An 18,372-nucleotide genomic window follows, 5' to 3' on the forward strand; every position below is an offset into this window, starting at 1 on the left:
CGCGTCACACGTTTGGTGAGCCTCAGTGGACTTGCCAAGTCAGACATTCAGGGAAAATGTGATGCTTAAAACACTATCTGCCGCTGTGCTTGGTTTGATGTGCGGTTCGGCGTATGCCCAATCGGTCGATGCGCCGTCCTTGAAGGCCGGGGATAGCTGGGTCTATGCCGAAACAGTGGAAACCGGCCCACAGGGTTTCTCGAGCAAGAACACATTGATGACGGTCGAACGCGTCAGCAGCCAGAGCATGCTGATCAGCAGCAAGCAGGACGGGTCCAACCAGCCACCGGTTGAAAGCCTGACGGGCCTGGACTGGAGTCGCTCCCGTGATATCAACGGCAAGCAGCAAGTGGTCAATCGCCCATTGGCGTTTCCCTTGAGCGAAGGCAAGACATGGACGGTCGAATACACCGAGCTGAACCCTAATCGCCAGCACTCCAGCGAAACCATTCATAACGACTACGTCGTCACCGGTTGGGAGGATGTCGAGGTGCCTGCAGGCAAGTTCAGGGCACTGAAGATCGAGTCCGAAGGCCAGTGGTCGGCGATGCTGGCACCCGTGGCGGTAGGCGGTGCGCAAGCTGTCGTGACACCCGGTCAGGTGACAACGATCTCCAATGCTCAACGTGTTGCGGCGCGTCCGGCCAGTGGTCGCTTGTACAAGGCGTTCTGGTATGTGCCCGCGCAAAAGCGCTTTGTAAAGTCGGTCGAAGAGTATTATGACAACAAGGGCGTGCGTTCGCAGCGTTTCAGCGAGGAATTGAAGTCGTCCAAGATGGCTGGCTGATACTGCGTCATTGCGCTGGGACAGCGACTTGGAGGAGCCGGCTTGCTGGCGATAGCGGCTTGATAGGCGACGCTGGACTTGGAGTCAAGTCCAGCGTCGGCACGATTGCCTTATTCCTCTTCCTGCGGCGGCGTCTGCTGCGGTGGTCGCAGGCCGATTTCCGCCATCAGCTTGAGCTCCTTGCCGTTGCGCAGCACCTGGATGGCCACCTTGTCAGTCGGCTTGATCCGCGCCACCTGGTTCATCGAACGACGACCGTCCGTGGCCGGCTCGCCGTCGATGCTGAGAATCACATCCCCCAGTTGCAAACCGGCTTTCTGCGCCGGACCGTCACGGAACACGCCCGCCACCACGATGCCCGGACGCCCGCTGAGGCCGAACGACTCCGCCAGGTCCTGGGTCAGGGGCTGCACCTCGATCCCCAGCCAGCCGCGAATCACCTGGCCGTGCTCGATGATCGCCTTCATCACTTCCACCGCCAGATTGATCGGAATCGCAAAGCCGATGCCCTGGGAGCCGCCGGACTTGGAGAAGATCGCCGTATTGATACCGGTCAGGTTGCCGTTGGCATCCACCAGCGCGCCGCCGGAGTTGCCGGGGTTGATCGCCGCGTCGGTCTGGATGAAGTCTTCATAGTTGTTCAGGCCCAGCTGGTTGCGGCCGGTGGCGCTGATAATGCCCATGGTGGTGGTCTGGCCGACCCCGAACGGGTTGCCGATGGCCAGGGCGATATCGCCGATGCGGATCTGGTCGGAACGGCCGATGGTGATCGACGGCAGGTTCGGCAGATCGATCTTGAGCACCGCCAGGTCGGTTTCCGGGTCGCTGCCGACCACCTTGGCCAGGGTTTCGCGGCCGTCCTTGAGGGCCACCACTATCTGGTCGGCCCCGGCGGTCACGTGGTTGTTGGTCAGCAGGTAGCCGGTGGAACTCATGATCACCGCCGAACCCAGGCTCGACTCCATGCGCTTCTGCTTGGGCAGGTTGTCGCCGAAGAAGCGCCGGAACTGTGGGTCCTCGAACAGCGGATGAGTGTTCTTGTTGACCATCTTGGTGGTGTACAGGTTGGCCACCGCCGGCGCGGCCAGGTCCACCGCGTCGGCATAGGAGTACGGACCCTGCTGGTGAAAGGTGGTCTGCGGCGCCTGTTGCAGGTTCACATCGAGGTTGGGCAGGCCGACCCATTGCGGGTAGCGCTGGATGATCAGCAAAGCCACCAGCACACCGGCCAGCAGCGGCCAGCCAAAGAAACGCAGAGCCTTGAGCATTGAGCAAAGTCCTGGAAGGTTGCAGGCCATGTCGGACGGCCCATAATGTGGCGCATTATACGAGGCCGCGGGCGCCTCTGAATGGGATATTCAGGAGTTTTTATGGCGGTTTCATTGAATACGCTGGTCGAGGAAGCGGATCGCTTTCTGAACAGCGCGCGGATTGCCGACTATTGCCCCAATGGCTTGCAGGTCGAGGGCCGGCCACAGGTGATGCGCATCGTCAGCGGCGTCACCGCCAGCCAGGCGCTGCTGGATGCGGCCGTCGAAGCCCAGGCCGACCTGATTCTGGTGCACCACGATTATTTCTGGAAGGGCGAGGACCCTTGTGTCACCGGCATGAAGCAGCGCCGCTTGAAGACCCTGCTCAAGCACGACATCAGCCTGCTGGCCTATCACCTGCCGTTGGACCTGCATCCGGAGGTCGGTAACAACGTGCAGTTGGCGCGGCAGCTGGATATTACCGTGGAAGGCCCTCTGGACCCGGACAACCCGAAGATTGTCGGGCTGGTGGGGTCCCTGACCGAGCCGATGACCGCCCGTGACTTCGCGCGCAAGGTCCAGGAAGTGCTGGGGCGCGAGCCGTTGCTGATCGAGGGCGACGACATGATCCGCCGGGTCGGCTGGTGCACCGGCGGCGGCCAGGGCTATATCGACCAGGCGGTGTTGGCCGGTGTCGACCTGTACCTGAGTGGCGAGGCCTCCGAGCAGACTTTCCATAGCGCGCGGGAGAATGGCATCAGCTTTATCGCCGCCGGTCATCACGCTACCGAGCGTTATGGCGTGCAGGCGCTGGGCGAGTACCTGGCGCGGCGTTTCGCGGTGGAGCATCTGTTTATCGATTGTCCGAACCCGATCTGAGCGGTCAAACGCCCCGGTATATTCTTATACCGTTTCGATCTAGTCGGCCCCCTCAATAGAATAGGGTGCTGTGCTAGCATGCCTCGCTCGAACACGGCCCGCTGGCCGTCCATAAGAACGCTTTTCGTGAGTAGCCATGGTCGACAAACTGACGCATCTGAAACAGCTGGAGGCGGAAAGCATCCATATCATCCGCGAGGTGGCCGCCGAGTTCGATAATCCGGTGATGCTGTACTCCATCGGTAAAGACTCCGCCGTGATGCTGCACCTGGCGCGCAAGGCGTTTTTCCCGGGCAAGCTGCCGTTTCCGGTGATGCATGTCGACACCCGCTGGAAATTCCAGGAGATGTACAGCTTCCGCGACAAGATGGTTGCCGAGCTGGGCCTGGACCTGATCACCCATGTGAACCCGGACGGCGTGGCGCAGGGCATCAACCCCTTCACCCACGGCAGCGCCAAGCACACCGACATCATGAAGACCGAGGGCCTCAAGCAGGCTCTGGACAAGTACGGTTTCGATGCGGCCTTCGGCGGCGCCCGGCGTGACGAAGAGAAGTCGCGGGCCAAGGAACGCGTCTACTCCTTCCGTGACAGCAAGCACCGCTGGGACCCGAAAAACCAGCGTCCGGAGTTGTGGAACGTCTACAACGGCAAGGTCAACAAGGGCGAGTCGATCCGCGTTTTCCCATTGTCGAACTGGACCGAACTGGACATCTGGCAATACATCTACCTCGAAGGCATCCCGATCGTGCCGCTGTATTTCGCTGCCGAGCGCGATGTTATCGAGAAGAACGGCACCCTGATCATGATCGACGACGAGCGGATCCTCGAGCACCTGTCCGACGAGGACAAGGCGCGCATCGTCAAGAAGAAGGTGCGTTTCCGTACCCTTGGCTGCTACCCGTTGACGGGCGCGGTGGAGTCCGAGGCTGAAACCCTCACGGACATCATTCAGGAAATGCTCCTGACGCGTACTTCCGAGCGCCAGGGCCGGGTCATCGATCACGATGGCGCAGGCTCAATGGAAGATAAAAAACGTCAGGGCTATTTCTAAACAGGGTCTAAGCATGTCGCATCAATCTGATTTGATCAGCGAGGACATCCTCGCCTACCTGGGCCAGCACGAGCGTAAAGAACTGCTGCGTTTCCTGACCTGCGGTAACGTCGACGACGGCAAGAGCACCCTGATCGGGCGCCTGCTGCACGACTCCAAGATGATCTACGAAGACCATCTGGAAGCCATCACCCGCGATTCGAAGAAAGTCGGCACCACCGGTGACGACATCGACCTGGCCTTGCTGGTCGACGGCCTGCAGGCCGAGCGCGAGCAGGGCATCACCATCGATGTCGCCTACCGCTATTTCTCCACCGCCAAGCGCAAATTCATCATCGCCGACACCCCCGGCCATGAGCAGTACACCCGCAACATGGCCACCGGTGCCTCCACCTGTGACCTCGCGATCATCCTGGTGGACGCCCGCTACGGCGTGCAGACCCAGACCCGTCGCCACAGCTTTATCGCCTCGTTGCTGGGGATCAAGCATATCGTCGTCGCCATCAACAAGATGGACCTCAAGGACTTCGACCAGGGCGTGTTCGAGTCGATCAAGGCCGACTACCTGAAGTTCGCCGAAGGCTTGAAGCTGAAGCCGACCAGCATGCACTTCGTGCCGATGTCGGCCTTGAAGGGCGACAACGTGGTGAACAAGAGCGAGCGTTCGCCCTGGTACACCGGCCAGTCGCTGATGGAGATTCTCGAAACCGTGGAAGTGGCGGGCGACCGTAACTTCACCGACCTGCGTTTCCCGGTGCAGTACGTCAACCGGCCGAACCTGAACTTCCGTGGCTTTGCCGGCACCCTGGCGAGCGGCATCGTGAAGAAGGGCGACGACGTGGTGGTGCTGCCTTCGGGCAAGAGCAGCCGGGTGAAGTCCATTGTCACCTTCGAAGGCGAGCTGGAAAGCGCCGGTCCCGGCCAGGCCGTGACCCTGACCATGGAAGACGAGATCGACATCTCCCGTGGCGACCTGCTGGTGCATGCCGACAATGTGCCGCCGGTGACCGACAGCTTCGAGGCCATGCTGGTCTGGATGGCTGAAGAACCGATGCTGCCGGGCAAGAAATACGACATCAAGCGCGCCACCAGCTACGTTCCGGGTTCGATTGCCAGCATCGTCAACAAGGTCGATGTGAACACCCTGGAAGAAGGCCCGGCCAGCGCCTTGCAGTTGAACGAGATCGGCAAGGTCAAGATCGCCCTGGACGCGCCGATTGCCCTGGACGGTTACGACAGCAACCGCACCACCGGCTCGTTCATCATCATTGATCGTCTGACCAATGGCACCGTCGGCGCCGGCATGATCGTCGCCCAGCCGCTGGCCCATGGCAGCGCCACCCATCACGGCAAGCTGGCCCATGTGGCCACCGAGGAACGCGCCCAGCGTTTCGGCCAGCAACCGGCGACGGTGCTGTTCACCGGTCTGTCGGGCGCGGGCAAGAGCACCCTGGCTTACGCCGTGGAGCGCAAGCTGTTCGACCTGGGTCGTGCGGTGTTTGTGCTGGACGGCCAGAACCTGCGTCATGACCTGAACAAGGGCTTGCCGCAGGATCGTGCCGGGCGTACCGAGAACTGGCGGCGTGCGGCGCACGTGGCGCGTCAGTTCAACGAGGCGGGTTTGCTGACATTGGCCGCGTTCGTCGCACCGGATGCCGAGGGCCGCGAACAGGCCAAGGCGCTGATCGGCAGCGAACGTGTGTTGACGGTCTATGTCCAAGCTTCGCCGCAGGCGTGCCAGGAACGTGATCCCCAGGGCCTGTACGCGGCCGGTGGCGATAACATTCCGGGCGAGTCGTTCCCCTACGACGTGCCGCTGGATGCCGATCTGGTAGTGGATACGCAAGCACTGTCGTTGGAAGACAGTGTGAAGCAAGTCCTGGAGCTGTTGCGCCAGCGCGGCGCGATCTAAGGATCAGCAGCTGTTAAAAAGCCCGCAGTCGAGTGATCGGCTGCGGGCTTTTTTGTGTCTTGGAGATCGTCTTCGCGGGCAAGCCCTGCTCCTACAGGTTTGTGTCGTACACAAAATCCGTGATCGACTCAGGACTGTAGGAGCAGGGCTTGCCCGCGAAGAGGTCCACGAACTCACCACAAAACTAAAGCCAGACAGCATCCCAAAGCGGGTAATCCCCAACCCGCGTTACCAGCCCTGCCCGCAATGGATTTGCAACGATGTAACGCGCCATGGCCGGCAAGTCTTCTTCCCGGCGTAAAGCCCGATCATGGAAGCCTTTTTGCCAGAGTGGCCCCACACGGTCCATCCGTTGGTTGACTGCAAGCGTCGTTCGGGATTTGGTCTTGCCCATCAGTTCCTCAAGACTGGCTTTCTGCAACTCGACCAACCAATGGAAATGGTCTGGCATCACGACCCAGGCCAAGGCTCTGGCGGAGTACTCTTCCTGTGCGGTTCTGAGGCTGTTTACCAACAGGCGGCCCAGGTAAAAGTCCTGGAAAACCGGTTCGCGGTTTTGGACCACGGCAGTCAGCAGGTAAATCCGGCCGGGCTCTGAGTAGCGTCCGATACGCAAGTGGTTGGCTTTATAGCGAGTCGTCATCCTTGATGCTCCTTGAAAGCTTGGAGCCTTGAAGCTACAGGAGGTGTGCCAGGAATGTGGAGGGTATCAAGGGTGCAGGATGTGTCTGGTGGGGTACTTTAGACGATGGGCAACTTGGGATTCTGCAGTGCTTGGGCTGACGCCTTCGCGGCGGTTCGGCGCCCCGACAAGCCCTGCTACTACAGGTTTGTGTCGTACGCAAAATCTGTGATCGACGCTGCACTGTAGGAGCAGGGCTTGCCCGCGAAGAGGCCCTTATAGGCGCCTCAAGGTTTGGCGGGATATTCGCGATGCATCTGCGCCAACAACGCGTCCTTCTCTTCCCACAACTGGTTGATCCAGCCCTGGAACGCCAGGCGGTATTCGCCGTCCTGGTCGTAGTTCCTGCCGACAAACTGCGGCGGAACCTTCAGTTCTTCGAAGTGCACCACCACATCCCGCACGTTGCCACACAGCAGATCCCAATACCCCGGCTTGCCGCCCGGATAGTGGATGGTCACGTTGACGATGGACTCCAGTTGCTCGCCCATGGCATCCAGCACAAAGGCGATACCGCCGGCCTTGGGTTTCAGCAGATAACGGAACGGTGACTGCTGCTGCGCATGCTTGCCCTTGGTAAAGCGCGTGCCTTCAGCAAAATTGAAGATACCCACAGGGTTGTCGCGAAACTTCGCGCAGGTCTTGCGGGTGGTTTCCAGGTCCTTGCCTTTCTTTTCCGGGTGCTTCTCCAGGTACGCCTTGGAGTAGCGCTTCATAAACGGAAAACCCAGGGCCCACCAGGCCAGGCCGATCACCGGGACCCAGATCAGCTCCTGCTTGAGAAAGAACTTCAGTGGCTGGATCTTCCGGTTCAGCACGTACTGCAAGACCATGATGTCGACCCAGCTCTGGTGGTTGCTGGTGACCAGGTAGGAATGCTGGTAGTCCAGGCCCTCCAGGCCGCTGAGGTGCCAGCGGGTGCGGCGGACCAGTTGCATCCAGGCCTTGTTGTTGCTGACCCAGGCCTCATGGGTATGGTTCATCAGCCAGTGGGTGACACGCTGGGTCAGGGCAAAGGGCAGCACCTTGAGCAGCGCCACGCAGAACAGGAAGGAACACAGCAGCAAGGTATTCAACGTCAACAGCAGCGAGGCGATCACGCCCCGCAGCGGGGCCGGGAGAAAGTCTAGCATTCAGATATCCACAGGTCGGTTGGCGGCTTGGATCGCGGTCAGGGCGATGGTGTAGACGATGTCGTCCACCTGGGCGCCGCGCGGCAGGTCGTTGACCGGCTTGCGCAGGCCTTGCAGCATCGGCCCCAGGCTGACGCAGTCGGCGCTGCGCTGCACCGCCTTGTGGGTGGTGTTGCCGGTGTTCAGGTCGGGGAACACGAACACCGTGGCGCGTCCCGCCACCTGGCTGTTGGGCGCCAGTTGCCGGGCCACGGCTTCGTTGGCGGCGGCGTCGTACTGCAACGGGCCGTCGATCAGCAACGTGCTCTGGGACTCATGGGCCAGCAGGGTGGCTTCGCGGACTTTCTCCACTTCCTCGCCACTGGCCGATTCGCCGCTGGAGTAGCTGATCATCGCCACCCGTGGCGTGATCCCGAAGGCCTGGGCCGAGTCGGCGCTTTGCAGGGCGATTTCCGCCAGCTCCGCCGCCGACGGATGGGGGTTCATCACGCAGTCGCCATAGACCAGCACCTGGTCCGGGAACAGCATGAAGAACACCGATGACACCAGGGTGCAACCCGGCGCGGTCTTGATCAGTTGCAGGGCCGGGCGAATGGTGTTGGCGGTGGAGTGGATCACCCCGGAAACCAGACCGTCGACCTCGTCCAGCGCCAGCATCATGGTGCCGATCACCACGGTGTCTTCCAGTTGTTGCTCGGCCATCGGCGTGTTCAGGCTCTTGCTCTTGCGCAAGGCCACCATGGGCTCGGCGTAGCGCCCGCGAATCAGGTCCGGGTCGAGAATCTCCAGCCCCGGCGGCAGTTCGATACCCTGGGCCTTGGCCACCGCTTCGACTTCCGCCGGCTTGGCCAGCAGTACGCAGCGGGCGATGCCACGGGCCTGGCAGATGGCGGCGGCCTGCACGGTGAGCGGCTCGCTGCCTTCGGGCAGGACGATACGTTTGTTGGCTTCCTGGGCACGCTGGATCAACTGGTAGCGAAACACCGCCGGGGTCAGGCGCATTTCCCGTGGGGTGCCGCAGCGCTGGTGCAGCCAGTGGGCGTCGAGGTGTCCGGCGACGAAATCGGTGATGATCTCCGCGCGCTCGCGGTCATCGATGGGGATTTCCTTGTTCAGGCCATTGAGCTGGTTGGCGGTGTCGTAGGAGCCGGTGCTCACCGACAATACCGGCAGGCCCGCGGCCATCGCGCCACGACAGAGTTCCATGATGCGCGGATCGGGCAGGGTGTCGCTGGTCAGCAACAGGCCGGCCAGGGGCACGCCGTTCATCGAGGCAATGCTCACGGCGAGGATGATGTCGTCGCGGTCGCCCGGGGTCACCACCAGCACGCCGGGCTTGAGCAGGTCGATGGTATTGCGCACCGTGCGGGCGCAGATGATGATCTTGTTCATGCGCCGCTGCTCGTAGTCACCGGCGTTGAGCACCTGGGCGCCGAGCAGTTCGGCGACATCGCGGGTGCGCGGCGCATTCAGGTCGGGCTGGAACGGAATGCAGCCCAGCAGGCGGAAATCGCCACTGCGTAGCAACGGCGAATGCTCCTTCAGACGGGCGGAGAAGTCGGTCATGCTCTCGTCGGTGCGGACCTTGTTGAGGATCACCCCGAGCACTTTCGGGTCCTTGGGACCTCCGAACAGTTGCGCCTGCAATTCGACCCGGCCGGAGAGTTCGCTGAGCACTTCGTTCTCCGCCGCCGAGACCAGGATCACCTCGGCATCCAGGCTCTTGGCCAGGTGCTGGTTGACCCGGGCCGCATAGCTGGCGCTACGGGTCGGAACCATGCCTTCGACCACCAGCACGTCCTTGCCGACGGCGGCCTGTTGGTAGAGGGTGATGATTTCTTCCAGCAGCTCATCGAGCTGGCCGTCGCCGAGCATCCGCTCGACATGGGCCAGACCCAGGGGCTGGGGCGGTTTCAGGCCATGGGTGCGGGCCACCAGTTCGGTGGAGCGCTCCGGGCCCAGGTCGCCGGGATGGGGCTGGGCAATGGGTTTGAAAAAGCCGACTTTCAACCCGGCGCGTTCCAGCGTACGGACCAGCCCGAGGCTGATCGAGGTCAGACCCACACCAAAATCGGTGGGCGCGATAAAAAAAGTTTGCATGCGTATTCTCTTGAGGAAGCGCAAGTGCGACGGCCTATGTCTGGTCGTCTGCGAAGTTCAGTCGCCAAGGTTATCGTTAACCGAGCCTCGAGCGCACCAACCACATTCAAAGCCCTGAGCGATTTTTTCCGCGCGCTGCACAGGATCGAGCACCCAGGCCCGCGACTGCCAGGGTGGTTGATGGCGCAGGTGCTGGGTATGGCCGCAGGACAGCTCGGCCACCCAGTGCCCGTCCTCGTCCTGATGAAAGCCGATAATGGTTACAGGCATGGTCTTGGCCCGTCTGTCCGGGTTCAGTTCGCTTTCGGACGAATCCTTGTTTAGACTTGTCCGCTCTTTATTCCTATGCAAAAGGTCTCGCTCATATGACGATCGCTGCCAACAAGGCTGTCTCCATCGACTATACCCTTACCAACGATGCTGGTGAGGTCATCGACAGCTCTGCCGGCGGCGCCCCGCTGGTGTACCTGCACGGTGCCGGCAATATTATCCCAGGTCTGGAAAAGGCCCTGGAAGGCAAGAACGTCGGCGACGAGCTGAAGGTGTCCGTCGAGCCGGAAGATGCCTACGGTGAATACTCCGCTGAACTGGTCAGCACCCTGAGCCGCAGCATGTTCGAAGGTGTCGACGAGCTGGAAGTCGGCATGCAGTTCCACGCTTCCGCTCCGGACGGCCAGATGCAGATCGTCACCATTCGCGACCTGGACGGCGACGATGTCACCGTTGATGGCAACCACCCGTTGGCTGGCCAGCGCCTGACTTTCCAGGTCAAGATCATCGAAATCCGTGATGCCAGCCAGGAAGAAGTCGCCCATGGTCACGTCCATGGCGAAGGCGGCCATCACCACTGATTTCTGCTGCTAAGCTCTGGTAGTTGGAAGGCGCCCACGGGCGCCTTTTTTAGTCAGCCGCGGTTTTTAACTGGAAACCGGTCAGGCTGTCAGGCAACAATGTTCGCGTATAAGTCCGGGAAAAACGGGAGTTCGTCATGAGTGCTTTTCACGATCTGACACTAAAAGCGCTGGATGGTCAGGAACTGCCGCTGGCGCCTTTCAAAGGGCATGTAGTGCTGGTGGTCAACGTGGCTTCCAAGTGCGGCTTGACACCCCAATATGCCGCCCTTGAGCACCTCTATCAGCAATACAAGGCCCAGGGTTTCAGTGTTTTGGGCCTGCCGTGCAACCAGTTTGCCGGGCAGGAGCCGGGCTCCGAGGAGGAGATCCAGGCGTTCTGCGACCTGAACTATGGCGTGAGCTTTCCGTTGAGCAGCAAGCTGGAGGTCAACGGTCATGACCGTCACCAGCTGTACCGTCTGCTGGCGGGCGAGGGTGCGGAGTTTCCTGGGGATATCACCTGGAATTTCGAGAAGTTCCTGATGGGCAAGGATGGCCGAGTATTGGCGCGTTTCTCGCCGCGCACCGCTCCGGATGATCCGGCGGTGATCCATGCGATCGAAAAGGCCCTGGCCTGATTCATTGCCCGTGTTCCGTTCGGGCCGTATCCGCAGGAGCAGGTCGACCGGCTGCTCCTGCAACCACTTCTAAAGCTTAATCACTCAGATCAATAGTGCTGGGCGGCGCGTTCGCGGCGGAATATTATCCTGATCATAAATTCCCCTTGCGCCGTGGAGTGCTCCCATGCCCGTTAAAGCCCTGTTCCGACCTTTCCATCTTGGCGCGCTGGAGTTGCCGACCCGTGTGGTCATGGCGCCGATGACCCGTTCGTTTTCCCCGGGTGGCGTGCCCAACTCGAAAGTCATCGAGTACTACCGCAAGCGCGCGGCGGCCGGTGTCGGCCTGATCGTCACCGAAGGCACCACGGTCGGTCACCAGGCGTCCAACGGTTACCCGAACGTGCCGCATTTCTACGGCGAAGCGGCCCTGGCCGGCTGGAAAAAAGTCGTCGATGCGGTGCACGCCGAAGGAGGCAAGATCGTTCCGCAGCTCTGGCATGTGGGTAATGTACGGCGCCTGGGCACTGAACCGGATGCGACCGTGCCGGGCTATGGCCCGAGCGAGAAGCTCAAGGACGGTCAGGTCGTGGTGCACGGCATGACGAAACAGGACATCGACGAGGTGATCGCGGCCTTCGCCCAGGCGGCTCGTGATGCCCAAAGCATCGGCATGGACGGTGTCGAGATCCATGGTGCCCACGGTTACCTGATCGACCAGTTCTTCTGGGAAGGCACCAATCTGCGCACCGACGAATACGGTGGCAGCCTGGCCAACCGTTCGCGTTTTGCCATCGAGCTGATCCAGGCCGTGCGCGCGGCGGTGGGGCCTGGCTTCCCGATCATCTTCCGCTTTTCCCAATGGAAGCAGCAGGACTACAGCGCCCGCCTGGTGCAGACGCCAGAGGCCCTGGGCGAGTTCCTCAAGCCGTTGTCTGACGCCGGGGTGGATATTTTCCACTGTTCCACGCGACGTTTCTGGGAGCCGGAGTTCGACGGTTCCGAGCTGAACCTGGCGGGCTGGACTCGCAAGCTGACCGGCAAGCCGACCATCACCGTGGGCAGCGTCGGCCTGGACGGCGAGTTCCTGCAATTCATGGTCAACACCGACAAGGTCGCCCAGCCGGCGAGCCTGGAGAAGCTGCTGGAGCGCCTGGGCAACGATGAGTTCGACCTGGTTGCCGTGGGCCGCGCGCTGCTGGTGGACCCGGATTGGGCGGTGAAAGTGCGCGACGGCCGCGAGCAGGACATCCTGCCGTTCAGCCGTGAGGCGTTGATGAGCCTGGCGTAAGCCCGGTTACAGGTTGCGCGGTGTTTTCAGGATGCCATTGGTCACAACGGCATCCACCGGCAGGGCCGGAGCGCGTCGCTCCACGAGCGGCGCGTCACAGGCCCCACGCAACTGCTTCTCGAACTGCTCGACTATCGCTCCCCAACCTTGCCGGCTGGCATGCTGGCGGGCATTGAGGCGGACATTGCGCAAGGTCTCCCGACCTTCCAGCAACCAGCAGGCGGCATCGCAAAATGCGTCCTCGTCGCCGGGCATGGCCAGCACGCCGTTGTAACCATGGCGGATATGCTGGGCCGCCGCGGCCTCATCGTAAGCCACCACCCCCAACCCGGATGCCAGCGCCTCGAGCACCACATTGCCGAAGGTTTCGGTCAGGCTCGGGAACAGGAACATATCCGCCGACGCATAGTGACAGGCCAGGGCCTCGCCCCGCTGTGTGCCGCAGAACAACGCCTCGGGCATTTCCTTTTCCAGCACGCCACGTTGCGGACCATCGCCGACCACCATCAGCTTCATCCGCCGCTGTGGATAAGTTTCCCGCAGACGCTCGTAGGTGCGTTTGAGCAAGCCGAGGTTCTTCTCGGTCGCCAGTCGCCCGACATACAGCAAGGCGATATCGTCGTCCGCCAGCCCCCAGCTGTCGCGCAGGGCGCTCAAGCGCTTGGCCGGATGGAACAACTGGCTGTCGACGCCGCGGGAGAGCAGTTCCAGGCGCTCGAAATGCCGCCGCTCCAGCTCCATGCGTTGGCTGACGCTGGGCACCAGGGTCAGCTTGGAGCGATTGTGGAACCAGCGCAGATAGTGGGTCAGTACCCGCGTCAGCAAGCCCATGCCGTATTGATGGGAATACTGCTGGAAGTTGGTGTGGAAACCGCTGACCACCGAAATCCCCAAACGCCTGGCCGCACGCAGGGCCGACAAGCCGAGCGGACCTTCGGTGGCGATATACAGCACATCCGGGCGCTGGTTCTTCCAGCGTCGCAGCAACTTGTGCATCGACGACTGCCCCCATTGCAGGCCGGGGTAACCGGGCAGCGGCCAGCCACGGCAGAGCAGCAGTTCGGTATCGCTGGGGCGGGACTGGTCGCAGCTCTGGCGCGGGCGCACCAGCTCGATCTGGTGTCCGCGGGCGCGCAGTCCGTCGCACAAGCGGCCAAGGGTATTGGCCACCCCATTGATTTCCGGTGGGAAGGTTTCGGTGATCAGGGTGATATGCAGAGCTGTCGTCATGTTTACAGTGTCGCCCCGGGCGGTTGCGACACTGTGGCTGTTTGATGATGGATTTGTGACGAGGCCGCGTTGCGGGCGCCTCAGCGCTTCTCGCCGGCCACCGCCTCTTCACCGCGCTCACGAACCCAGAACAAGGTCGCCCCGGCCACCGCCGCCGGCATCATCAGCAGGTTGACCACCGGCACCAGCAGCACCAGGTAGACGATCCCGCCAAAGCTCATGCACTGCCAGCGTTTCTGCCGCAGCCAGGCGAGCATGCCCTGCCAGCTCAGCTTGTGGTTGTCCGCCGGGTAGTCGATGTACTGGATCGCCATCATCCACACCCCGAACAGCAACCACAGCGGTGCGGCGATGATATTCACCACCGGGATGAACGACAGCACCAACAGCGCGATGGCCCGCGGCAGGAAGTAACCCAGCTTGCGCATTTCCCGCGCCAGGGTGCGGGGAATCATCGCCAGCAGTTCGGCCCAGCTGAAGGCCGGGAAATTGTCGGTGCCGCGCACCACCACTTCGACTTTCTCGGCGAGAAAGCCATTGAAGGGCGCGGCGATGACGTTGGCAATCATGGTGAAGGTAAAAAACACCATCAGCACCACCAGCGCCACGAACAGCGGCCAGAGGATGTAGTTGAGGAAACTCAGCCAGCCGGGCAGGGTCGGCATCAGCGTATCGACCCAGAGACTGAAATAATGGCCGGCCAGGTAGATCAAGCCGACGAACAGCACCAGGTTGATCGCCAGCGGCAGCAGGACGAACAGGCGCAGGCCCGGGCTCAGGACCAGCTTCAGGCCCTCGCGCAGATATTGCGGGCCGGACAGGACGGGTGCGGGCATAACGTGCTCCGAGATGGGGGAAACGCGCCGACCTTACCGGCTTTGCAGGGCCGGTGAAAGGTTCGACATTTGCAGTAACAAAGACGTCTTGAAGAACACCGCTCAGGATAGAGACCTGCTATGAGCTGGATTGTTATTGCGTATTTCCTTAATCTTCGCCTCCTCGATACGCTGCACCTCATTATTTTTCAGGACTGTGTGCTACAAGCCTTCCCCAAGTGCTTTCGCAGTCCTTTTTTATTCCAGCCGGTCCGCCGGCGTTCCGCACCGGTAGCTGACGGGCGGTCGATAGGAGTGAGTCATGTCTGAAGTACGCCATTCGCGAGTGATTATTCTCGGTTCCGGCCCTGCCGGTTACAGCGCCGCGGTCTATGCCGCGCGCGCCAACCTCAAGCCGCTGCTGATCACCGGCATGCAGGCCGGCGGCCAATTGACCACCACCACCGAAGTCGACAACTGGCCCGGCGACGTGCACGGCCTGACCGGCCCGGCGCTGATGGACCGCATGAAAGAGCACGCCGAGCGTTTCGAAACCGAAATCGTCTTCGACCACATCAATGCAGTGGACCTGGCGAAAAAGCCCTACACCCTGGTGGGCGACAGCGGCACCTTCACCTGTGACGCCCTGATCATCGCCACCGGCGCCAGCGCTCGTTACCTGGGCCTGCCGTCGGAAGAGACGTTCATGGGCAAGGGCGTTTCCGCTTGCGCCACCTGCGACGGTTTCTTCTATCGCAACAAGGAAGTCGCCGTGGTCGGTGGTGGTAACACCGCCGTGGAAGAGGCGCTGTACCTGGCCAATATCGCCAGCAAGGTGACCCTGGTGCACCGTCGCGAGACCTTCCGTGCCGAGAAGATCCTGATCGACAAACTGCATGCCCGCGTCGCCGAGGGCAAGATTGTCCTCAAGCTCAATGCCACCCTGGACGAAGTCCTGGGCGACAACATGGGCGTCACCGGTGCCCGTCTGAAGAACAACGACGGCAGCTTCGACGAGCTGAAAGTCGACGGCGTGTTCATCGCCATCGGCCACACCCCGAACACCTCGCTGTTCGAAGGCCAGTTGGCGTTGAAAGACGGCTACCTGGTGGTGCAGGGCGGCCGTGAAGGCAATGCCACCGCCACCAGCGTGGAAGGTGTGTTTGCCGCCGGTGACGTGGCCGACCACGTTTACCGTCAAGCCATCACCTCGGCCGGCGCCGGCTGCATGGCGGCCCTGGACGCCGAGCGCTACCTCGATGACCTGCAGAACGCTTCGTTCTGATTGCATCGTTATGAAAAAAACCGGCCTCGGCCGGTTTTTTTCTGCCCGCGGGTTTCAGACAAGCCTGGCCAGGCACGCCTCGAGGATATCCAGCCCTTCTTCCAGCACTGCCGCCTCGGTGGTCAAGGGGGCCAGGAGGCGAATGATGTGCCGCGACTTGCCGCTGGGCATCAGCAGCAAACCGGCCTCGCGGGCCAGGGCCAGCAATTGCGTCAACTGTGCCGACGCAGGGCTGCCGTCGGGGTTGATCAGCTCGATGCCGCGCATGGCGCCAACCCCGGTCAGGCGCCCCAGGTAGGGTGAAAGCTGCTTGGCGCGCCAGGCTTGGTGACGCCCGATAATCGCCTCTTCCTGTTGCGCGCCCCAGGCCTGCAAGTTCGCATCAGTCATTTCATCCAGGGTTGCCAGGGCCGCGGCGCAGGCAATCGGGTTGCCCGAATAGGTGCCGCCCAGCCCGCCTTTGGGCAAGGTGTCGAGCAGCGCTTTGCGGCCGACCACCGCCCCCAGCGGCACACCGCCGGCAATACTCTTGCCCAGCAGGATCAGGTCCGGCTCAATGCCCAGTCGCGAGAATGCAAAACGCTGGCCGGTGCGGCCGAAACCGGACTGGATTTCATCGATGATCAGCAGGATCTTTTTCTCATCGCAGAAACGCCGCAGGGCCTGGGCGAACTCCACGTCCAACGCCAGGAAGCCTGCTTCGCCCTGCACCGGTTCGAGGATAAAACAGGCGACGTCCTCGACATCGATTTCGACGCTGAACAGCCGCTCCATGGCCTTCAGCGCCTCGGCGCAGGTCACGCCATTGTCCTGGCTGGGGAAGGGCAGGTGATACACCGGCCCGGGCAGTACCCCGACTTTCTGTTTGTAGGGGGCCACCTTGCCGTTGAGATTGAGGGTGGCGAGGGTGCGGCCGTGGAAGGCGCCGTCAAAGGCGATCACGGCGGTGCGACCGGTGGCGCCACGGACGATCTTCAAGGCGTTTTCCGCCGCCTCCGCGCCGCTGTTGGTGAGCATGCCGCTGACCGGGTAGGTCACGGGAATAAACGCCGTCAGGCGATCCATCAGTTCGAGGTAGGGCGCATGGGGCACGGCGTTGAAGGCGTAGTGGGTCAGCCGGGTGGCTTGTTCGCGAATGGCCTCGACGATACGCGGGTGGCAATGGCCGAGGTTGAGTACGCCGATGCCACCGACAAAATCGATATAGCGTTTGCCGTGGGTGTCCCAGACCTCGGCGTTCTTGCCGTGGCTGAGGCTGATCGGGTGAACGATGGAAATCGACTGGCTGATGGTTTCGCTGCTCATGGAGACCTGACTCGAAAGAAGGAAGACTTCTTTTTATCTAAGCCGTGAGCAGCGGTCCCCGGCAAACGAAATAAAGTCGCCGGGTCAATCTTAAAAGTTGCGATGTGCCGGCCGGGCGCTTGAATCAGCGCCGGGTCAACGGCGCCTGGGTGAACTTCACGCCGGCCAGGCCGTGGGCAATCAACGCGCGAATATTGCCGTGGTCGCTGCCTTCAGGGGTGGCCAGGACCGAACGGTAATGCTCGCCGAAGGCCAGCAAGGTTTCCTGGTCGCTCAAGCCTTCCAGCAGCGCCAGGCCCAGGGTCTTGCACGAGCCTTCGTTCTGCCCGGCGGCGTTTTCCACGCCGCCGTTGTTGAAGGCTTGTGGCTGATAGTCGTAACCGGCGGCCACGAAAGCCAGGGTGTCGGCAAAAACATGTTCGCCGCTGTTGAGGCTGGCGCGCAGGGTGTTCAAATCACTCATGGGGTTTTCCTTTGGCGAACGCCGCCTGTTGTTCGGCGCTGGCTTCTTGCTGGTATTGGGCCTTCCACTCGGCATAGGGCATGCCGTAGATGACTTCACGGGCGTCGTCGAGGCTGACCTCGACCCCGCGTTCGTCGGCTTCGGCCTTGTACCACTTGGACAGGCAGTTGCGGCAGAACCCGGCGAGGTTCATCAGGTCGATGTTCTGCACATCCTTGCGGCTGTCCAGGTGGGCGACCAGCCGGCGAAAGGCGGCGGCTTCGAGTTCGAGGCGTTCTTGCTCGGTCATGATGGGCTCTGTACGGGTGAAGTAGGTCGCGATGATAAGAGCCTGGCGCGGCGAACGCCAGACGGCTCAGTGGCTCAACGGCTCGCCGCGAGCGTAATCGACACCGACTCGGCAAAGCGCAACGCATGGGGCTTGTCGACTTCGACCTCGGCATAGAGCACGGCTTCGTTGCTCATCACCAGGTCCAGCAGTTCCTGGGTCAGGCGTTCGAGCAGGGCAAAGCGATTGCCCTCCACATGCTGGATGATCGCCTTGGTGATGGTGCGGTAGTTCAGGGCGTGATCGATGTCGTTGTCGCGCACCGCTTCCTGGGCCGCATAGAGGATGGTCAGGTTGATCCGCACATCCTGCTTGTTGAGGATCTCGTCCTCGTTGATGCCGATAAAGGTACGCAGGCACAGGTCCTTGACCCGAATGCGTGCCATGCCGGGTTGAAGTTGTGGCATT

18 protein-coding genes and 1 pseudogene are annotated in these 18,372 nt (G+C 61.7%); 8 read left to right on the forward strand and 11 right to left on the reverse strand.

The features are described from left to right. Positions 1–61 precede the first annotated feature (61 nt). Complete coding sequence (locus M5B42_RS19670) at positions 62–787, forward strand: hypothetical protein (RefSeq protein WP_248746774.1); 726 nt, start codon at positions 62–64, stop codon at positions 785–787. 110 nt (positions 788–897) lie between these two features. Here M5B42_RS19670 and algW read toward each other — a convergent pair whose 3' ends face one another. Beyond that, complete coding sequence (gene algW, locus M5B42_RS19675; RefSeq protein WP_152740050.1) at positions 898–2,055, reverse strand: Do family serine endopeptidase AlgW; 1,158 nt, start codon at positions 2,053–2,055, stop codon at positions 898–900. Between the two features lie 102 nt (positions 2,056–2,157). Between algW and M5B42_RS19680 the strand changes: the two genes are divergently transcribed. From M5B42_RS19680 to cysN, 3 genes are all read left to right on the forward strand, one after another. Then, the gene (locus M5B42_RS19680; protein WP_248746775.1) at positions 2,158–2,916 is read left to right on the forward strand and encodes a Nif3-like dinuclear metal center hexameric protein; all 759 of its coding nucleotides are present in this window, start codon (positions 2,158–2,160) and stop codon (positions 2,914–2,916) included. 136 nt (positions 2,917–3,052) lie between these two features. Beyond that, positions 3,053–3,970: a sulfate adenylyltransferase subunit CysD gene (cysD, locus tag M5B42_RS19685; RefSeq protein WP_100942227.1), complete on the forward strand. Its 918-nt coding sequence runs from the start codon at positions 3,053–3,055 to the stop codon at positions 3,968–3,970. Between the two features lie 13 nt (positions 3,971–3,983). Next, the gene (cysN, locus tag M5B42_RS19690) at positions 3,984–5,882 is read left to right on the forward strand and encodes a sulfate adenylyltransferase subunit CysN (protein ID WP_103498058.1); all 1,899 of its coding nucleotides are present in this window, start codon (positions 3,984–3,986) and stop codon (positions 5,880–5,882) included. A 184-nt stretch (positions 5,883–6,066) separates the two neighbouring features. Here the strand turns inward: cysN and M5B42_RS19695 are convergent, their stop codons facing one another. The 4 genes and pseudogenes from M5B42_RS19695 to M5B42_RS19710 all read right to left on the reverse strand — a co-directional run. After that, a complete protein-coding gene (locus M5B42_RS19695) occupies positions 6,067–6,525 on the reverse strand; it encodes a transposase (RefSeq protein ID WP_248746776.1) in 459 nt (152 codons plus the stop codon). Positions 6,526–6,791: 266 nt separating this feature from the next. After that, positions 6,792–7,697, reverse strand: a complete 906-nt coding sequence (locus M5B42_RS19700; protein WP_248746777.1) for an acyltransferase — start codon at positions 7,695–7,697, stop codon at positions 6,792–6,794. Further along, positions 7,698–9,797, reverse strand: a complete 2,100-nt coding sequence (gene pta / locus M5B42_RS19705; protein ID WP_248746778.1) for a phosphate acetyltransferase — start codon at positions 9,795–9,797, stop codon at positions 7,698–7,700. 57 nt (positions 9,798–9,854) lie between these two features. After that, positions 9,855–10,157: pseudogene (locus M5B42_RS19710) on the reverse strand (DUF3565 domain-containing protein); the annotation flags it as partial. Positions 10,158–10,162: 5 nt separating this feature from the next. Here M5B42_RS19710 and M5B42_RS19715 point away from each other — a divergent pair. From M5B42_RS19715 to M5B42_RS19725, 3 genes are all read left to right on the forward strand, one after another. Continuing rightward, complete coding sequence (locus M5B42_RS19715) at positions 10,163–10,648, forward strand: peptidylprolyl isomerase (RefSeq protein WP_103498239.1); 486 nt, start codon at positions 10,163–10,165, stop codon at positions 10,646–10,648. Between the two features lie 137 nt (positions 10,649–10,785). Beyond that, entirely contained in the window at positions 10,786–11,268 is a 483-nt protein-coding gene (locus tag M5B42_RS19720; protein ID WP_177101115.1) for a glutathione peroxidase, read from the forward strand. A gap of 166 nt (positions 11,269–11,434) precedes the next feature. Then, positions 11,435–12,538 (forward strand): NADH:flavin oxidoreductase, encoded by a 1,104-nt coding sequence (locus M5B42_RS19725; RefSeq protein WP_248746779.1) that lies wholly within the window; start codon positions 11,435–11,437, stop codon positions 12,536–12,538. Positions 12,539–12,544: 6 nt separating this feature from the next. Here M5B42_RS19725 and M5B42_RS19730 read toward each other — a convergent pair whose 3' ends face one another. Together M5B42_RS19730 and cysZ are read right to left on the reverse strand one after the other, a co-directional pair. Then, the gene (locus M5B42_RS19730) at positions 12,545–13,768 is read right to left on the reverse strand and encodes a glycosyltransferase family 1 protein (protein ID WP_103498236.1); all 1,224 of its coding nucleotides are present in this window, start codon (positions 13,766–13,768) and stop codon (positions 12,545–12,547) included. A gap of 80 nt (positions 13,769–13,848) precedes the next feature. After that, positions 13,849–14,604 carry a sulfate transporter CysZ gene (gene cysZ / locus M5B42_RS19735; RefSeq protein WP_152740042.1) on the reverse strand — a complete coding sequence of 252 codons (756 nt, stop codon included), beginning with the start codon at positions 14,602–14,604 and terminating at the stop codon, positions 13,849–13,851. A 301-nt stretch (positions 14,605–14,905) separates the two neighbouring features. On the opposite strand from cysZ, the gene trxB reads away from it, so the two are divergent. Continuing rightward, a complete protein-coding gene (gene trxB, locus M5B42_RS19740; protein WP_177101083.1) occupies positions 14,906–15,868 on the forward strand; it encodes a thioredoxin-disulfide reductase in 963 nt (320 codons plus the stop codon). Between the two features lie 54 nt (positions 15,869–15,922). On the opposite strand, the gene M5B42_RS19745 is transcribed toward trxB, so the two are convergent. The 4 genes from M5B42_RS19745 to folX form a co-directional block, all read right to left on the reverse strand. Then, positions 15,923–17,173 carry an aspartate aminotransferase family protein gene (locus M5B42_RS19745; protein WP_248746780.1) on the reverse strand — a complete coding sequence of 417 codons (1,251 nt, stop codon included), beginning with the start codon at positions 17,171–17,173 and terminating at the stop codon, positions 15,923–15,925. Positions 17,174–17,297: 124 nt separating this feature from the next. Then, positions 17,298–17,636 carry a HopJ type III effector protein gene (locus tag M5B42_RS19750; RefSeq protein WP_103496555.1) on the reverse strand — a complete coding sequence of 113 codons (339 nt, stop codon included), beginning with the start codon at positions 17,634–17,636 and terminating at the stop codon, positions 17,298–17,300. Next, a complete protein-coding gene (locus M5B42_RS19755) occupies positions 17,629–17,925 on the reverse strand; it encodes a DUF1244 domain-containing protein (protein WP_103496556.1) in 297 nt (98 codons plus the stop codon). The genes M5B42_RS19750 and M5B42_RS19755 overlap by 8 nt, the downstream gene beginning before the upstream one ends. A gap of 74 nt (positions 17,926–17,999) precedes the next feature. Then, positions 18,000–18,371, reverse strand: a complete 372-nt coding sequence (folX, locus tag M5B42_RS19760) for a dihydroneopterin triphosphate 2'-epimerase (RefSeq protein ID WP_103496557.1) — start codon at positions 18,369–18,371, stop codon at positions 18,000–18,002. Between the last annotated feature and the right edge of the window lies 1 nt (position 18,372).

The organism is Pseudomonas sp. MWU12-2037, assembly GCF_023242345.1.
In the GTDB taxonomy this organism is placed as follows: Bacteria; Pseudomonadota; Gammaproteobacteria; order Pseudomonadales; family Pseudomonadaceae; genus Aquipseudomonas; species Aquipseudomonas gingeri_D.